Source organism: Stenotrophomonas sp. Steno-C18 (assembly GCF_056393195.1).
Genome location: NZ_JBWJOX010000001.1, coordinates 901,502 through 918,021 on the forward strand (window position 1 = coordinate 901,502; position 16,520 = coordinate 918,021).

19 protein-coding genes, 1 tRNA gene and 1 pseudogene are annotated in these 16,520 nt (G+C 66.2%); 10 read left to right on the forward strand and 11 right to left on the reverse strand.

The features are described 5' to 3' along the window. Positions 1-5 precede the first annotated feature (5 nt). From AC06FE_RS04210 to AC06FE_RS04255, 10 genes and pseudogenes are all read left to right on the forward strand, one after another. Complete coding sequence (locus AC06FE_RS04210) at positions 6-2,714, forward strand: toprim domain-containing protein (protein WP_478072312.1); 2,709 nt, start codon at positions 6-8, stop codon at positions 2,712-2,714. A gap of 195 nt (positions 2,715-2,909) precedes the next feature. Continuing rightward, on the forward strand, positions 2,910-3,236 hold the full coding sequence (locus tag AC06FE_RS04215; RefSeq protein ID WP_478072313.1) for a hypothetical protein: 327 nt from the start codon (positions 2,910-2,912) through the stop codon (positions 3,234-3,236). Beyond that, the gene (locus tag AC06FE_RS04220) at positions 3,229-3,399 is read left to right on the forward strand and encodes a hypothetical protein (protein ID WP_313253235.1); all 171 of its coding nucleotides are present in this window, start codon (positions 3,229-3,231) and stop codon (positions 3,397-3,399) included. The genes AC06FE_RS04215 and AC06FE_RS04220 overlap by 8 nt, the downstream gene beginning before the upstream one ends. After that, complete coding sequence (locus AC06FE_RS04225; RefSeq protein WP_478072314.1) at positions 3,396-3,941, forward strand: hypothetical protein; 546 nt, start codon at positions 3,396-3,398, stop codon at positions 3,939-3,941. The genes AC06FE_RS04220 and AC06FE_RS04225 overlap by 4 nt, the downstream gene beginning before the upstream one ends. Then, positions 3,938-4,153, forward strand: a pseudogene (locus tag AC06FE_RS04230) (hypothetical protein); the annotation flags it as partial. The gene AC06FE_RS04225 and the pseudogene AC06FE_RS04230, both read left to right, overlap by 4 nt. A gap of 343 nt (positions 4,154-4,496) precedes the next feature. Then, a complete protein-coding gene (locus AC06FE_RS04235) occupies positions 4,497-6,287 on the forward strand; it encodes a DNA cytosine methyltransferase (RefSeq protein ID WP_478072315.1) in 1,791 nt (596 codons plus the stop codon). Next, complete coding sequence (locus AC06FE_RS04240) at positions 6,284-6,553, forward strand: hypothetical protein (RefSeq protein WP_478072316.1); 270 nt, start codon at positions 6,284-6,286, stop codon at positions 6,551-6,553. Before AC06FE_RS04235 ends, AC06FE_RS04240 begins: the two co-directional genes overlap by 4 nt. Next, positions 6,553-6,762, forward strand: coding sequence for a DUF7696 family protein (locus tag AC06FE_RS04245; RefSeq protein ID WP_478072317.1), 210 nt, complete (start codon positions 6,553-6,555; stop codon positions 6,760-6,762). The genes AC06FE_RS04240 and AC06FE_RS04245 overlap by 1 nt, the downstream gene beginning before the upstream one ends. Next, the gene (locus tag AC06FE_RS04250) at positions 6,714-6,971 is read left to right on the forward strand and encodes a hypothetical protein (protein ID WP_478072318.1); all 258 of its coding nucleotides are present in this window, start codon (positions 6,714-6,716) and stop codon (positions 6,969-6,971) included. Before AC06FE_RS04245 ends, AC06FE_RS04250 begins: the two co-directional genes overlap by 49 nt. Further along, positions 6,971-8,128, forward strand: a complete 1,158-nt coding sequence (locus AC06FE_RS04255; RefSeq protein WP_478072319.1) for a site-specific integrase — start codon at positions 6,971-6,973, stop codon at positions 8,126-8,128. The genes AC06FE_RS04250 and AC06FE_RS04255 overlap by 1 nt, the downstream gene beginning before the upstream one ends. Positions 8,129-8,197: 69 nt before the next feature. Here the strand turns inward: AC06FE_RS04255 and AC06FE_RS04260 are convergent. The 11 genes from AC06FE_RS04260 to ruvB form a co-directional block, all read right to left on the reverse strand. Beyond that, a tRNA-Lys gene (locus tag AC06FE_RS04260) sits at positions 8,198-8,273 on the reverse strand. A gap of 61 nt (positions 8,274-8,334) precedes the next feature. Next, positions 8,335-9,003, reverse strand: coding sequence for a 7-cyano-7-deazaguanine synthase QueC (gene queC, locus AC06FE_RS04265; RefSeq protein WP_478072320.1), 669 nt, complete (start codon positions 9,001-9,003; stop codon positions 8,335-8,337). Positions 9,004-9,079: 76 nt separating this feature from the next. After that, on the reverse strand, positions 9,080-9,769 hold the full coding sequence (gene queE, locus AC06FE_RS04270; RefSeq protein ID WP_132865326.1) for a 7-carboxy-7-deazaguanine synthase QueE: 690 nt from the start codon (positions 9,767-9,769) through the stop codon (positions 9,080-9,082). A gap of 41 nt (positions 9,770-9,810) precedes the next feature. Continuing rightward, the gene (gene ybgF, locus AC06FE_RS04275; protein ID WP_323439248.1) at positions 9,811-10,626 is read right to left on the reverse strand and encodes a tol-pal system protein YbgF; all 816 of its coding nucleotides are present in this window, start codon (positions 10,624-10,626) and stop codon (positions 9,811-9,813) included. Between the two features lie 3 nt (positions 10,627-10,629). After that, positions 10,630-11,148: a peptidoglycan-associated lipoprotein Pal gene (gene pal / locus AC06FE_RS04280; RefSeq protein ID WP_132865328.1), complete on the reverse strand. Its 519-nt coding sequence runs from the start codon at positions 11,146-11,148 to the stop codon at positions 10,630-10,632. Positions 11,149-11,211: 63 nt separating this feature from the next. Then, on the reverse strand, positions 11,212-12,531 hold the full coding sequence (gene tolB / locus AC06FE_RS04285; RefSeq protein ID WP_132865329.1) for a Tol-Pal system beta propeller repeat protein TolB: 1,320 nt from the start codon (positions 12,529-12,531) through the stop codon (positions 11,212-11,214). Positions 12,532-12,693: 162 nt separating this feature from the next. Continuing rightward, the gene (gene tolA, locus AC06FE_RS04290; protein WP_478072321.1) at positions 12,694-13,770 is read right to left on the reverse strand and encodes a cell envelope integrity protein TolA; all 1,077 of its coding nucleotides are present in this window, start codon (positions 13,768-13,770) and stop codon (positions 12,694-12,696) included. After that, complete coding sequence (tolR, locus tag AC06FE_RS04295; protein WP_132865331.1) at positions 13,760-14,188, reverse strand: protein TolR; 429 nt, start codon at positions 14,186-14,188, stop codon at positions 13,760-13,762. The genes tolA and tolR overlap by 11 nt, the downstream gene beginning before the upstream one ends. Before the next feature lie 41 nt (positions 14,189-14,229). Continuing rightward, positions 14,230-15,009 carry a protein TolQ gene (gene tolQ, locus AC06FE_RS04300; RefSeq protein WP_192287424.1) on the reverse strand — a complete coding sequence of 260 codons (780 nt, stop codon included), beginning with the start codon at positions 15,007-15,009 and terminating at the stop codon, positions 14,230-14,232. 20 nt (positions 15,010-15,029) lie between these two features. Continuing rightward, on the reverse strand, positions 15,030-15,452 hold the full coding sequence (gene ybgC, locus AC06FE_RS04305; RefSeq protein ID WP_313251788.1) for a tol-pal system-associated acyl-CoA thioesterase: 423 nt from the start codon (positions 15,450-15,452) through the stop codon (positions 15,030-15,032). Continuing rightward, positions 15,445-16,482 (reverse strand): Holliday junction branch migration DNA helicase RuvB, encoded by a 1,038-nt coding sequence (gene ruvB / locus AC06FE_RS04310; protein WP_132865334.1) that lies wholly within the window; start codon positions 16,480-16,482, stop codon positions 15,445-15,447. Before ruvB ends, ybgC begins: the two co-directional genes overlap by 8 nt. Positions 16,483-16,520 lie beyond the last annotated feature (38 nt).

Genomic DNA, 16,520 nt, shown 5'->3' on the forward strand with positions numbered 1-16,520 from the left:
CTGAAATGCAGGAAGATTTGCGCCAACAGGTGCTACAGCGGCTTGAGCGCGACTACGGGCTCAAGCTGCGCCCCGGCACTGAGTACATGCGCGGCGGCAAGTGCCCGTCGTGCAGTAAAAAAGAGCTTTACACCAACTACCTCAAACCGTGGGTTCTGCGCTGCGGCCGGCAAGCGAAGTGCGGGCGCGAGGTGCACGTGAAGGACGTGTACGCGGACCTGTTCGATGACTGGGGCAAACGCTACCCGACCTCCGACGACAACCCACACGCAGCGGCCGAGGCATACCTGCAGCACGCGCGCGGGTTCGACCTCGCCAAGGTGCGCGGGCTGTTCAAGCAGGCCGACTACTACAGCCCCCAGATCAGGCAGGGCAGCGCCACCGTGCGCTTCCCGTTGCGGAAGGGGGAATGGTGGGAGCGCCTGATCGACCGCCCGCACCGCTTCGGGAAGATGAAGGCGCGCTTCGCGCCGGGCCAGAGCTTCGCCGGCCGCTGGTGGGCGGCACCGTCCGTGACCGAGCAACTGGCGAGCTGCAACGAGCTGTGGATCGTTGAGGGCATCTTCGACGCCATCGCACACATGCACCACGGAAACGTCGCCGTTTCGGCGATGTCATCAAACCAGTTCCCCGTGGATGACCTGCAGGAGCTGGCGAAGCTGCGCGAGGGGAACCTGCCAACGCTGATCTGGGCACCGGACAACGAGCCCGCCAAAGGCAATGGCCCTGGCACCCATGACTACCTGCGCAAGCATGCCGCACGCGCTAAGGCCATGGGATTCACCTGCAGGGCGGCACTGATCCCCCAGCCTGACCACCGCAAGGTGGACTGGAACGACCTGCATCTGCGCGCAATTGCGAACGCCGACAAGGCGGACCGTATGCAGCAGTGGCAGGACGACATCAAGGAAGCACGCCACCAAGGCGACTTGCTGCTCGCCAAAAGCGCCATTGAGAAGGGCCTGCTCATCTATAGGCACAGCGGCCGGCGGGAATTCCACCTTGAGTTCCGCTCCCGCCTGTACTGGTTCGCCTTCGACGTCAGCCGCTTTGAGAAGTTCAAGGCGGATCACATCAAGACGAATGGTGCCGACGACATCGACGAAAAGCTGCCCGAGCTGGAGCGGGCGGCGGCGCAGGTCCACGAGATCGCCAATTGCTATCCGGAAGCACTGTACTTTCAGCGCAACGATGTGACGGATGAGAGCTGGTACTTCTTCCGTGTCGATTTCCCGCACGACGGGCCGAGCGTCAAGGGCACCTTCACCTCATCTCAGACGCTCAACGCGCCCGCCTTTCGCGACCGCCTGGCGAGCTTCGCACCCGGCGCCGTGTTTGACGGAACCGCGAGCGAGCTTACCCACGTAATGAAAGACCAGCTGTTCAACATCAAGAAAGTGGAAACGATCGACTACGTTGGCTACAGCAAAGAACACCGCGCCTACGTCCTGGGCGACATCGCTGTGCGCGACGGCGAGCTGGTCCAGGCCAACGCCGAGGACTATTTCGAGTTCGACAAGCTGCGCTTGAAGACCACGCAAAGGTCGATACGCATGGACATCCAACGCGATGACGAAAGCTACCGCACGGACTGGCTGCCCTGGCTGTGGCTGTGCTTCGGCACGCATGGCGTGGTCGCGCTGACGTTCTGGTTTGGCTCGCTGTTCGCTGAGCAAATCCGCGCCGAGCACAAGAGCTTCCCCTTTCTTGAAGCTACGGGCGAAGCCGGTGCCGGTAAAACCACCTTGCTGACCTTCCTGTGGAAGCTCTTAGGCCGCAGCGACTACGAGGGCTTCGACCCCGCGAAATCGTCCAAGGCCGGCCGCGCCCGCGCAATGGGACAGACCAGCGGCATGCCGGTCGTTTTGCTGGAAGCCGACCGCAGTGGCCCCGACAAGGCCCATGCAAAGACCTTCGAGTGGGACGAACTGAAAGACTTCTTCGGCGGTGGCACGCTTGCCACGCGCGGCGTGCGCAACGGCGGTAACGATACCTACGAGCCGCCGTTCCGGGGCACCATCGTTATTTCCCAGAACGCCGCGGTTGACGCCAGCGAAGCCATCCTGACCCGTATCGTCAAGCTGCATTTCAAGCGGCCGAATGTCTCGACCGAGAGCCGCATCGCGGCCGACAACCTCAACCAGCTGCAAGTCGAGCAGTTGAGCTATTTCCTGGTCAAAGCCATCAGGGCCGAAAGCGAAGTATTGAAGACGTTCGCCAAGCGCGTCAGGTTCTGGGAAGCGGCGCTGCGCGAGCGAAAGGAAATCCGCATCGAGCGCGTGATCAAGAACCACGCGCAGATGATGGCATTGGTGGATTGCCTGGCCGTCGTGATCGATCTACCGAAGGAGCTGCGGGACAAGACACAAGCTGCGCTGGCAGACATGGCCCAGGAACGCCAGCAGGCGATCAGTGCAGACCACCCCGACGTGACCCAGTTCTGGGAAGTGTTCGAGTACCTGGAAGGGTTGGGCACGGAGCGCAGGGTCAACCACTCGCGCGACCCCGCCCGTATCGCGATCAACCTCAACGAGTTCTACGCAAAAGCCGCGCAGTTCTCGCAGCGGCTGGCCGATGTCAACGAAATGCGCCACCTGCTGCGCAACTCGCGCCGCCACAAGTTCATCGACGCAAGCATCTCGGTGAACAGCAAGTTGCGCGACGGTGAAATCGGCAAGTCGGCAACCGTGAAATGTTGGGTGTTCGAAGCCTGAACACCTGACCCAACCGGCGCGCAAGCGCCAAAGAAAGCGGGTCCGGCGGGCGGTGCGCCAACACCACCCCGAGGGCCTTCCAACGAAGCTCAGGAGAAGAGAGCCATGCAACAGATGAGCGGGAATGTTCCCCACACCGTTACACCTTCGCCGGTACCGGCCACCGGACCCGGCAGGGAGGCTACCACGGCCCCCATGAAAACACGCGAAACCCCACCGCAGGCGTCGGTCAGCATGATCGTGACCCACGACCAGGTGGTGATCGTCGCCGAGCTGGCCATGGGCCGTGGCTGGGCCGTGGTGCGCCGCTGGGAGCGCCGCAGCCGCGTGCGTGTGGGTTGGGTGCAGGTAGAGGGGCCACGGGACGTAGAGGCCTGCGCGCGGGCTCTCGGGCACGAACTGGCCGGCCTGGTGTTCGGCATGCCGTTCCCCTACCACCTGGCCAACATGCTGCCCAGGGCAGCCACGCCGGCCGCGCTGGAAGCCATCGCCGCTGCAGCCCAGGAGGTGGCCCATGGTTAACCTGCTGCTTATCTCCCTGGCACCCGCCGCCGGCGGTGCCATCGGGCTGTACCTGTGGATGACCCGCACCCCGGCGATCAAGCACACGGGTCTGGCTGTCGGGCAGGCCACGATCACCCGTCGCAGGCGGCCGATGGCGGTTCGCGTAGGAGGTTGCGCATGACCACTGCAACCATTCAGAACCGCGCGGAACTGCTGGATCGCATGTATGAAGCCGGCGTAAGGATCGGCGAAATCCTCCACCTGGTGGGGATGGCGGCTGACCCCGAGTCGCCGGCAGGCCCCTTCGCGGAGTTCATCGAAACCGAACTGGCAAGCACCGATGGGGCGTGTCAACCGATCTTCCGTCAGTGGCCCGAGTTCAAGGCGGCATTGCAGTCCTTCGAGCGTGCGTTCCTCGACACCAAGAACGAGCTGGGCCGGCGCCACGCCGAGACCATGTTCAGGGAAGAGGTGGCTGCTCATCTGCTCCGGTACTGTCCCACTCCTTTCATCGTGAAGATCGAGTGGCAGATAGCTGACTGCATCAGCACGGGCGAGCGCTTCCCCTTGGGCACCTGGCGAATGGGCTGGGGCTACTACGGCAGCGAGTGGATCCTCGCCGCGACCATTGATGAGGCCATCTGCGAGGCCATCCGCCGCGCGGACGGGCAACGCCTTGAACGCTGGAACGCCCGCGCGAACGATGTGGAGGGCCGAGCATGAATCTCTCTCGCATCATCGAACTGAGCAAGGTTGCCCGCGCTACTGGCACGCCCGGCCCAATGTCCACGGGCGAAGCCCTGACCGTGGCCCTTGTCCTGAACCGCCACGACTGGCTGAAGGATGAGGGCTATACCGTCGCCCAGGCATTGGACCGGATCGATGCCGACACCGTGCAGCATCTGCGCGCCGCCGAGCGCGCCCTGCAGGCGGAGTTCGGCCCCGGCCCCCTGTCTGTCTCGATGGACGACCAGCTGGCAAAGCTGAGCCAGGACTGCATCCGCCGGCACGACCAGATCCTGGAACGGGCTGGGTGCGTCGGCATCAAGGCCAGTGAAGCCCGGGCGGTGCGCGATCGCTGGATCCGTGAGTGTGGATCCGAAACCCTGGACGGGCTCAAGCATGGCGTGGCCATGATGAAAAAGGCCAGTGCGAATGCCGCCGCCGGCCGCAGCCCGCTGAATGACCTGCAGGTCAAGATCGCCGCCGAGCTGCTGCAGTTCGCCTGCAGCGTCTCCCAGCTGCGCTTCGGCTTCGACATCGAGCGGGGGGCGTTCCATGCATAACTTCGAAATCCTCCACGCCGGCATGTTCTCAGGCCTGGGTGCGGGTGCTAAGGGCTTCAACCAGGCCCGCCCCGACATCGGCACCGCCCGCGCTGCCTATCGCTGCATCGGTGGCATCGACGTGGACCGCGCCGCAATCGCCGACTTCAACCGTATTGCGGGCGTGCCTGGCACGGTGATGGACCTGTTCGACCGTGACCAGTACCGGGCATTCTGGGGCTGCGAGCCGCCCTCCTGGTGGCGCGAGGCCACGACCAGCGACATTCACCGCGCCTACGGTGGCGAGCGCCCCCACGTCATGTTCCTGTCCGCACCCTGCAAGGGTTTCTCGGGGCTGATGGCGGAAAGCAAGAGCCGGACCGAGAAGTACCAGGCGCTCAACCGCCTCACGCTGCGCGGGATCTGGCTGATGCTGGAGGCGTACAAGGACGACCCGGTGGAAATGGTGCTGTTCGAGAACGTGCCGCGCATTGCCTCGCGTGGCCGTCACCTGCTCGATCAGATCGGCGCGCTGCTGCGGGCTTATGGCTATGTCGTCTCCGAAACCACACACGACTGCGGTGAACTCGGTGGCCTGGCGCAGAGCCGAAAGCGGTTCCTGCTGGTGGCACGGCATGCCGAGAAGGTTCCGCCGTTCCTGTACGAGCCCGTGAAGCGCCCGCTGCAAGCCGTGGGCTCGGTGCTGGGCCGCATGCCGCTTGCGGGCGACGTGGAGCGCGCAGGACCGATGCACCGCATGCCGTCGCTGCAGTGGAAGACGTGGGTGCGGCTGGCGTTCGTGGAGGCCGGGAGCGACTGGCGCAGCCTCAACCGGCTGGCCGTCGAGGACGGCGTGCTGCGCGACTACCTGGTCGTGCCCGAGTACCGCCGCGGTTATCTGGGCGTGCACGGCTGGGACGACACAACCGGCACCGTTGCTGGGGAGAGCCTGCCGAGCAACGGCGCTTTCAGCGTGGCTGACCCGCGCGCCGTCGCCGGCGCAGCCCAGTACCAGCAGTACGGCGTGCTCGGCATGGGAGACACGGCCGGCGCGGTCATCGGGGTGAAGTCACCCGGCCAGGGCACGTTCTCGGTCGCTGATCCGCGCCACGGTGGCCCGGCCAAGCACAACAACGAATTCCGCATCGTGCCATGGGCCCGTGCCGCCGGCGCTGTCACCGGCGCGCACGGCACCGGCCAGTGCGTGCAGGACATCCGTGCCACCGGCCGCTTTGAGGGCGCAGGCAAGTACCGAGTGACCGGCTACGGCGAGACGGCCGGCACGGTGATCGCACGCAGCGACACTGGCCAGGGCGCGTTTGCGGTGGCGGATCCACGCCCGGCAAACCAGCGCGTGCAGGGCGACGCTTACCTGACCAATGGCCACTACGGCGTCGTCGGGTGGGACAGCAATAGCGGCGCGGTCAGTGCGGCTGCCGGGCACGACAACGGCCGCTGGTCGGTGGCGGATCCGCGCCTTCCCGGCGAGCGGGACAACCTGGTCTGCGTTATCCGTAGCCTGGACGGCACATGGCATCGGCCGTTCACCACGCTGGAGCTTGCGGCGCTGCAGTCGCTGGTTGACCCCGAGGAAAAGCTCGAGCTGGACGGACTGAGCGACCAGGCCTGGCGCGAGCGTATCGGCAACGCGGTGCCGCCGGCAGCTGCCCGCGCCATCGCCGAGGAAATCGGCCGAACCCTCCTGCTCGCATGGACCGGGCAGACCTTCGCCCTGTCGAGCACACCGATATGGGTGCGCGATGTCGCGGTAGCGTTGACCATGCCGGCGGAGGTGTGCCAATGACCCAGCGCCAGCTCGAACGCCTGCCCGAGGTGATGAGGTGCAAGAACGGTCATGTGGCCAGGCTGATGGAGGACCGGCGCTGCCGGTCCTCCAGCGGCGGCATCTTTGTCGAATGCACCTGCAGCCAGACCGCCCGCTATGACGACCGCACAGCCGCTGAGCGTGATTGGCGGCGCATGCAGGGCATTCGCACCCGTCGCCCTGCCCCTACCCCGTCGAACGTGCTGCAGCTCGGCCTGCGGCTCACTGGGGGGCATCGTGGCTGATGGAAACGCACAGCGAGGAATACCGGCGGATCTGCGAAGCCCGGTCGTGGTTGCGCCAGGGATACACGGACAAGCGGTCGGTGGACGCACTGGTGGCCAGGATCAGCGCGGTTCGTGGCCAGGACGCAGCCGATCAACTGCGGCAGGATATGCGCCGCCAATGGCTCTGCAGGCAGGACTGGCTGGCGGATCCGCCGGCGGCGTCCTGACATTCCAAGCGCTGCAGCGGATCGTGCGACCAGTGGGAAGCCTGCCCAGGGTGGCCACCGTCATCCGGTGGGCAAAGCGGAATCACGTCCGTGTGCTGCAGGACGGTGCCGGTGGCGTGTTCACGACGGTTGACGCGATCAATGCGGCCTTGGGAATCGGGCCGGGCATGCAGGAGCTGGCGGACAAGAACCTGAAGGATCAGATCTGATGGGAAGAAAACGCACCTTCAACCCGGACATTCCGGGCCACATCGACCAGCGGGCATTGCCCGCTGGCGTCTACTGGGATCAGGCCAGGTGGTACATCCTGGTCGACCGCCCGGAGGGCCGGCCACGCAAGAAGACCATCGCCGGCCCCAACGCCAGGCTATCGGAGCTACACGCCCTTGTAGAGGACGCCCTCACGGGCGTCCAGCGCGGCACCCTGCAGCACCTGGTAGAGGCGTTCACCGGGTCCACCGAGTACCGCGGCCTCACGAAGGGCACGCGCAAGGGCTACGACCGGCAAGCCGCAGATGCGTGCGCTTGGCGGCTCAAAAGCGGGGCCACCCTGGGCGAGATGCAGCTGCGCGATTTCGACGTGCCCACCATTCAGCGCCTTGTGGAAACCATCGCGGCCGGCAGGCCCGCACAAGGGCATCAGCCTGCGGTGCCTGCGACGCCTACCAAGGCCAACCACGTTCTGCGCTACCTGCGCCGCTTGTTCGCGTGGGGCATCCGTCACGGGCACTGCAAGCACAACCCGTGCAAGGGTGTTCGGGAGGCCACCGAAGTTGGTCAGTTCAAGATGCCAACGCCCGAGGCGCAAGAAGCTGTGCTGGCGTTCGCACGCGAACGCGCCGCCCGCAAGGCCCACACCGCCGGCAGCGTTTCACCCTACATGCCGGCAGTCATGGTGCTGGCATATGCCGTGCGCCTGCGCGGCATCGAGGTGACCACGCTCACCGACGCCCACCTGACCGACGAAGGCATCGTCAGCAACCGCACGAAAGGCTCGATCGACAATCTGACGGAATGGAACGATGACCTGAAGGCTGCTGTTTCCTGGCTGCAGGAATACCGCACGCAGAGGATGGCGGCGCACAGCCGGCCGGTCCCGATCCGGCCGGAAGCCCGCCAGCTCCTAGTAAGCGAGTCCGGCACACCCCTGACGAAATCGGCGCTGGACAGCGCCTGGCAGCGGCTGATCCACGCCGCCATCAGCGCGAAGGTTATCGCCGAGGCCGACCGCTTCTCGCTCCACGGGCTGAAGCATCGCGGCATTACCGACTCGGACAACGAGGCCGATGGTGGCCACCGGACGCTGGCCATGCGGCAGCGCTACAGGCACAAGCTGGAGCGGGTAAAACCGGCCCAACGCAGCTAGTTTTTTCCCAAGCGTTTTCCCAAATGGGCAAAAAAAAGGCACTTAGCGTGAGCTAAGTGCCTGTTTTTATGGTGGGCCGTGAAGGATTCGAACCTTCGACCAAAAGATTAAAAGTCTTCTGCTCTACCGACTGAGCTAACGGCCCAAACAAAGACCCGGCCGTAGCCGGGGTGCGCATTCTAGCGCAAGAAGCAGCAAACCGGAAATCAGGCGTAGTGCGTGGGGTCAGCCAGGCCGGCGGCGGCGAAGCCGTCCGCACGCAGGCGGCAGGCGTCGCAATGGCCGCAGGCTCGGCCGTTCATGTCGGCCTGGTAGCAGGACACGGTCAGCCCGAAGTCCACGCCCAGGCGCTGTCCTTCGGCGGCGATCTGCGCCTTGCTCAGGTACTGCAGCGGCGCGTGCACGACGATGCCCGCCCCTTCCACGCCGGCCTTGGTGGCCAGGTTGGCCAGCGCCTGGAAGGCGGCCACGAACTCGGGCCGGCAGTCCGGGTAGCCGGAGTAATCCACGGCGTTCACGCCGCAGAAGATGTCGTTGGCGCCCAGCACCTCGGCCCAGCCAAGCGCCAGCGACAGCATGATGGTGTTGCGCGCCGGCACGTAGGTCACCGGGATGCCGGCACCGCCGGCCTCGGGGACGTCGATGTCGTCGGTCAGCGCCGAACCGCCGATGCTGCGCAGGTCGACGTCGACCACCTTGTGCCCGGCCACGCCCAGCGCGGCCGAGACCCGCTTGGCCGCTTCCAGTTCCGAGGTATGCCGCTGGCCGTAGCGCACGCTCAGCGCGTACACCTGGAAGCCCTGTTCCTGGGCGATGGCGACGACGGCGGCCGAGTCCATGCCGCCGGAAAGAAGCACGACTGCTTTCTTCTTCATGTGTTGATCCGGTTGGGGGAGGAATGCCAGCACGCTGTCCCGCGCCGGGGTTGAAGCCATGAACGACGTGCGGGCCTCAGCGCCCGGGCTCGTCGTTCCAGAGGATCTTGTGCAACTGCATCTGGAAACGCACCGGCAGGCGGTCGGCGACGATCCAGTCGGCCAGCTCGCGGGCGCTTACCTGCGACTTGCTGGGCGAGAAGAACACCGTGCAGCGCGCCGGCAGGCCATGCTCGGCCACCATCGCACGCGCCCATTCGTAGTCGCCGCGGCTGCAGATCACGAACTTGAGCTGGTCGCGCGCGGTCAGCAGCGGCAGGTTCTCCAGCCGGTTGCGCGCCACCTCGCCCGAATCCGGGGTCTTCAGGTCGACCACGCGCGACACCCGCGCATCCACCGCGGCGATGTCCAGCGCGCCGGAGGTTTCCAGCGAGACATCCAGCCCGGCGTCGCACAGCTTCTGCAGCAGGATCAGGCAGCGCTTCTGCGCCAGCGGCTCGCCGCCGGTCACGCAGACGTGGCGCACGCCCTGCTGGAGCACCTCGGCGACGATGGCGTCGATGTCCCACCACTCGCCGCCATGGAAGGCGTATTCGGTGTCGCAGTACAGGCAGCGCAGCGGGCAGCCGGTCAGGCGCACGAACACCGTCGGCCAGCCGGCGGTATCGGCTTCGCCCTGGAGGGACAGGAAGATTTCAGTGATCTTCAATCGCGGCAACGGCGACTGCACGATCTCGCTGGGGACAGCGGCGGCGGGAGAATTCATGGCTGCTCAACCGCCCCGCGACGACGCGGTGGCGGCTCCAATCAACGCAGTTGCTGGCCGAGCCGGATCGACTGCAGACGATCCTGGGCGGTGCGGGCCGCATCACTGCCGGGAAAACGGGAAATCACCTGCTCCAGCGTCTGCTGCGCCTGGGCGGCATTTCCCTGACCGTATTGCGAAAGACCCAGCTTCAGCAGGCCACCGGCGGCCTTGTCGTGGGTCGGATAGCGGGCCACGAGATCATTGAACTCGGACTCGGCCATCTTGAAATTGCGGGTGGCGTAATAGCTCTCGCCCAGCCAGTACAGCGCGTTGGGCGTGTAGGCCGCATTCGGGTACAGCTCCAGGAAGCTCTGGAACAGCTGCGCCGAATCGTCGTAGTTGCCGGCCTTCAGGGCATCGAATGCCACGTTGTAAGCGGCACGCTCATCGCCTGCAGCCGCCAGGCTGCTGGCATCACCGCGCACGGTCGGTGCACGTTCGCTGCCGGTTGCCGCTGCCGGTTTGGTGGCCGGAGCGGCCGGGACTGCCGAGACCGGCTCCGCACCCGTGGCCGCCGGTGCACCGCCCTCAAGGCGGTTCAACCGACCATCGAGGTCGAGGTACTGGTCGCGGTTGCGCTGCTTCAGCTGTTCGTTCTCGTGCTGGAGCTGCTCGATCGTGCCCTGCAGTGCCTGCATCTCCGTGCGGAGCTGCTGCAGCTGGTTGAGCATGTCGGTGTTGGCCTGGCTGTTGTTGACCTGCTGCTCGAGCACGCCCACGCGGTCAGCCAGACTTGCACGCTGCGCGTACGCGGGCGCGGCAGCCACGAGGGCTGCCGCAACCGCGAGCATCAGTCGATTGATGCCGATACGCATCGATTACTGCGCGGTGTAGACGATTTCGACGCGACGGTTCTGCGACCAGCAGGACTCGTTCGACTCGGTGCAGACCGGACGCTCTTCACCGTAGGACACGACGGTCAGCTGCGAAGCCGAGCCACCGTTGGCCTGCAGCGCCGAGTTGACGGCGTTGCCACGACGCTCACCCAGGGCCTGGTTGTAGGCGCGGCTGCCGCGTTCGTCGGTGTTGCCCTGCAGGGTGATGCGCGAGGACGGACGGTCACGCAGGTACTTGGCGTGGCAAGCCATGATCTGCTGGAACTCCGACTTCACTTCTTCCTTGTCCAGGTCGAAGTAGACAACGCGCTGACGCAGGCAGGCATCGGTGTCCAGATCGCCCGGGCCGTACAGGCCGGAGGTGGACGGAGCGGTCGGCTGGGTCACACCCGCGCCGTTGTCGACCGGCGGAGCCGGCTGTTCCTTGACCTTCTTCGAGCAGCCGGCAAGCGCGGCTACGGACAGCAGCGAAACGAGCAAAACGCGAGTGGACTTGTTCATGGCGATACCTAGAGGCTCCTGGGCCAATGTTGGGTTTAATGCGAGTGGGATATTAACATTTTATCAACGGGCGGTGCGGTATGGCCCCCAAGCCGGCTCACGAACATCACCGTCGGCCAGGACCAGCCGCTGGCGGACGCGGCCGTCAGCGGACACTTCGTACAGAACACCTCGGCCACCCTCACGGGCGGCGTACAGCACCATGCTCGCGTTGGGCGCGAAGCTGGGAGATTCATCCAGCGAGCCCACCGACAGCGTGCTCCAGCGCGCAGCGCCCAGGCTGCTGTCCATCAGGGCGATCTTGTAGCTGCTGCCACTGCCCTGGGCGGTGACGATCTTCTTGCCATCGTAGGACACGCTGGCCTTGGCGTTGTAGTTGCCCTGGAAGGTCACGCGGCTGGCGCTGCCGCCACTGGCCGAGACCTGGTAGATCTGCGGGCGGCCACCACGGTCGGAAGTGAAGTAGACCGAGCTGCCATCGGCGGCCCAGGTCGGCTCGGTGTCGATGCCGAAATGGTTGGTGAGCTGGGTCAGCTGCTTGCTGCCCAGGTCCATCACGTAGATCTCCGGGTTGCCGCTGCGCGACAGCGACAGCGCCAGGCGGCGGCCATCGGGGGAGAACGACGGGGCGCTGTTGATGCCGCGGAAGCTGGTCAGCAGCTCACGCGCACCGGTGGCGATGTCCTGCACGTAGATCGAGGAGTTGCCGCGCTCGAAGCTCACGTAGGCCAGCTTGCGGCCGTCAGGGCTCCAGCTCGGCGACAGCAGCGGCTCGGCCGAACGCACGATGGTCTGCGGGTTGAAGCCGTCCGAGTCGGCCACCATCAGCGCGTAGCGCATGTTCGCGCCGCTGCCGCTGGCGGTGATGTAGGCGATGCGGGTCCAGAACGCGCCGCGCACGCCGGTGATCTTCTCGTAGATGGCGTCGGCCATCTGGTGGGCGACGTCGCGCATGGCATTGGAGCGGGCGGTCATCGCCAGGCCGAGCGTGCGCTCGCCCTTGGCCACGTCGAACAGCTCGTACTCCACGCGGTAGGCACCGGCGCCGGCGTCCAGCACGCGACCGACCACCAGGTAGTCCTGCTTGAGCGCGCGCCAGGTCGGGTACTGGACTTCGCTGCCGCGGGTCGGGCGCTCCACGATCTGCGCCTCCGGCAGGCTGCGGAACTGGCCGGAGCGGTCCAGGTCGGCGCGCACCACGGCCGCGACGTCGGTCGACGGCGCGCCGGCCGTGCCCTGGTACGGCATCGGCACCACGGTGATCGGCGTGGCCGACGGATTGCCGCCGACGATGTTGATTTCCAGTGCCCCCTGCTGGGCCATTGCCACGAACGGCAACAACAGGACAGTAAGGGCGACCAGCCAGCGTGAGGGTTTCTTCATGAGGCGCTCAGCAGTACGGAAAGGCAGGAGGGATAGCAGCAAGCGGATGAACAGTTTCGCAATCATTAACGAAGATAGTGTGAAGCGCCCTTGAATCTGAATGGCATGACGGTTTCATCCGAAATCATGCCCGGAAACAACGGGCGCGCACGTTCGTCGCGCTCAGTCCTGTGCGGTGAAGGTGAACATCAGCTCACGCCGGAACACCGACTCGAAACCACGGAACGGGAGCGGCTGGGCGCGCAGCACGGCACGCTCGATCGAGTCGCGCGCGGCCGCATCCATCGAGCAGCCCGACTGTACCTGGGCACTGACCACCTCCCCGCCCGGCAGCTGCCGGATCAGGATGCGACAGCGGGTACCGTTGGGCACGTTGTCCGGCTTGTTCCATTGGGTGACGACGGCCTGCTGGATGGCGGCGGCGTACTTGGCGGTCAGGTCATCGCTGGTGCCGCCCTGCCCCGGCGTCGCCGGCGTCTGGCCGCCGGTGTTTCTGGAGGCCGCCGGCGCGCTGGTAGCGGCGCGTGCACGGGCATCGGCCACCTGGCGCAGGCGCTGTTCGGCCTGCCGGGCCTCGCGCTCGGCCTGCTCGCGCCGGCGCCGCAACTCGGCGATCTTCTGCTGGCGCTCCTGCTCGGCCTGGGTCTCGTTGGCGCGGCGCTGCTCGTCGGCCAGCTTCTTCTGGCGGTCGGCCTCTTCCTGCTGGCGGGCCAGGCGCGCCTTCTGCTCGGCCTCTTCCACGCGCTTGCGCTCGGTCAGGTCGATCTGTTCCTGGCGACGCTTGGCTTCCTGCTCCTGGCGGGCCTTTTCCTCGGAGATGGCCAGCGCGCTGACCCGCTCCTGGTCCACCTTGTCAGGCTGGGCCACGCGCTCCTGCGCATTGTGCTGCTGCGGGCTGAGCGCATCCTGCGGTCGGGGCTCGGGAAGCGGCTGCGGCGGGGTCACGGTGTCTTCCGGCACCGGCTCCGGGGGTACTTCCTCGACCGGCTCGGGCAGGTCGGGCAGCTTTTCCGAGGCGCGCAGCGCCTGCCGGGCGGCGGTGGCCTCGGCGGCGGACAGTTCCAGGCTGGCTTCCACCGCCGGATCCCCGGCGGCAGCCTCGGTGTCGCGCGAGGGCGACCACAGCCAGGCGACGATGAACACTGCCGCCACCAGCAGGTGGACCAGCAGCGCCAACGCGACCGGCCGGCCCCAGTCGTCGCGGTGATCGTGCGGCGGTGGCAGTGCGTCAGCGTGCATCGGTCGCCAGACCCACCTTCTCGATCTTCGCGGCCTTGATCACGTCCATCGCGGCCACGACCTTTTCATAGGCCACGGTCTTGTCGGCGGCCACGATCACGCGCAGGTTCTTGTCCTGCGAGGCCAGCGCGCCGAGCTGTGCCTGCAGCGCGCCGCTGTCCATCGCCTGCGGTTCCTTGGCCTCGGGCAGCTTGAGGCTGAGCTGGCCGTCGGCACGGACCGAGACGATCACCGGGTCCTGCTTGCTTTCCAGGGCCTTGGCGGTGGAACTGGGCAGGTCGACTTCGAAACTGAGCGTCAGCAGCGGCGCGGTCACCATGAAGATGATCAGCAGCACGAGCATCACGTCGATGTACGGCACGACGTTGATCTCGGACTTGAGCTTGCGGCGCTTGCGGCGGGGAATGGCGGCAGTCATGTATGGGTGCTCCTGCGGGTCAGAGTGAAGTGCGGGCGCACTTACTCGTCACCGCCGGCCTGGCGCTGCAGGATCGAGCTGAACTCTTCGGCGAAGGTTTCATAACGCACCGACAGCCGCTCGACGCGGGTGGTGAAGCGGTTGTAGGCCCACACCGCCGGGATCGCCACGAACAGGCCGATGGCGGTGGCGAACAGCGCTTCGGAGATGCCCGGGGCGACCGAGGCGATGCCGGCCTGCTCACCGCTGCTGATCATGTCGTGCATGGTCACCATGATGCCGAACACCGTGCCGACCAGGCCCACGTACGGGGCGGTCGAGCCGATGTTGGCAAGCAGTTCCAGGTTGCGTTCCAGGCCGTCCACTTCGCGGGCGAAGGTGGTGCGCATGGCGCGCTGGGCGCCTTCCAGCTGGGTGCGGCCGTCCAGGCCACGGCGGCCGTGCAGGCGGGTGTACTCGCGGAAGCCAGATTCGAAGATCGATTCCAGGCCGTCCACCTGGCGGTTGCGGTCGGTGGCCGAGGCATACAGCTTGCCCAGGTCGGCGCCGGACCAGAAACGGTTCTCGAAATCATCGGCCGAGCGGTCGGCGGCCTTGAACACGCGCGCCTTGCGGAAAATGATCACCCAGCTGATGAACGAGCCGGCCAGCAGCAGCAACACGATCAGCTTGACCGGGATGCTGGCCTTGATCATCAGGTCCAGGTAATTGATGCCACCGCCATGGCTGGCCTGTGCCACGGTCTGCGCGGCAGCGGCACTTACATCGGCCGGCAACGCCTCGGTCACGGTGGCCTGCAGGGCCAGAAGCAAAGCGATCATCCGATCTTCCTCAGTCTTACTTACGCGTGTTTGGTTTGTAGGGGGTGGAGCGTTGCGTACAGCGTGTCATCAATGGCTTGTGGCTTGAAATCGCGGGCGCCAACCGCTGCCAGGCGGACCTGCGAGGTGACCAGCACCTCCTCGCCCCGCTTCACCGACTGTTCCATCAGCAGGCTGGCCCGACGGCATTGCACCAGTTCCACCGTGACGGACAAGGCATCGTCGAGCTTGGCCGGCTTGAGGAAATCCAGCGTCATGGCGCGGACCACGAACACCTGGCCGTCACCGCTGCGCATGGCTTCCTGGCCGTAGCCCAGGGCGCGCATCCATTCGGTGCGTGCCCGTTCCATGAAGGCCACGTAGCGGGCGTGGTACACCACGCCACCGGCGTCGGTATCTTCCCAGTAAATGCGTGTCGGCCAACTGAACCGGGCCTCACTCATCGGATTGCTCCGCGAACAGGTCGGCCGGCGCGGCCTTCGGCTTGAGCCCCATGTGCCGGTACGCCTTGTGCGTGGCCATGCGGCCGCGCGCGGTGCGCACCAGGAAGCCCTGCTGGATCAGGTAGGGCTCGACCACGTCCTCCAGCGTGCCCCGCTCCTCGGACAACGCCGCGGCCAACGACTCGATGCCGACCGGGCCACCGTCGAAGTACTCCACCATGGTGCGCAGCAGGCGCCGGTCGAGCTCGTCGAAGCCTTCCGGGTCGACCTTGAGCATCTGCATCGCGGCCTGTGCCACGGCATGGTCGATGTGGCCGTTGGCCTTGACCTGGGCATAGTCGCGCACGCGTCGCAGCAGGCGGTTGGCGATGCGCGGGGTGCCGCGCGAGCGGCGGGCGATCTCACCGGCGCCTTCGGCGTCGCAGTCGATGCCCAGGATGCCGGCCGAACGCCGCACGATGCGGGTCAGCTCCTCGGCCGAGTAGAACTCCAGCCGTTGCACGATGCCGAAGCGGTCGCGCAGCGGCGCGGTCAGCAGGCCGGCGCGGGTGGTGGCACCGATCAGGGTGAACGGCGGCAGGTCGAGCTTGATCGAGCGGGCCGCGGGGCCTTCGCCGATCATGATGTCGATCTGGAAATCCTCCATCGCCGGGTACAGCACTTCCTCGACCACGGGCGAGAGGCGGTGGATCTCGTCGATGAACAACACGTCGTGCGGCTGCAGGTTGGTCAGCAGCGCGGCCAGGTCACCGGCCTTCTCGATCACCGGGCCGGAAGTCACCCGCAGGCTGACCCCCAGTTCGTTGGCGATGACATGGCTGAGCGTGGTCTTGCCCAGGCCGGGCGGCCCGAAGATCAGTACGTGGTCCAGTGCCTCGCGGCGTGACTTGGCGGCCTGGATGTAGATGTCCAGCTGCTCGCGCACCGGTGCCTGGCCGAGATAGTCGGCCAGGCTGCGGGGACGGATGCTGGCGTCGGCCGCCTCGTCCTCACGGGTGGCGCCGGCGCCGATGATGCGGTCGTCAGTCATCGGACTATGGTACGTCCTGAAACGCCTGAATAGGAACG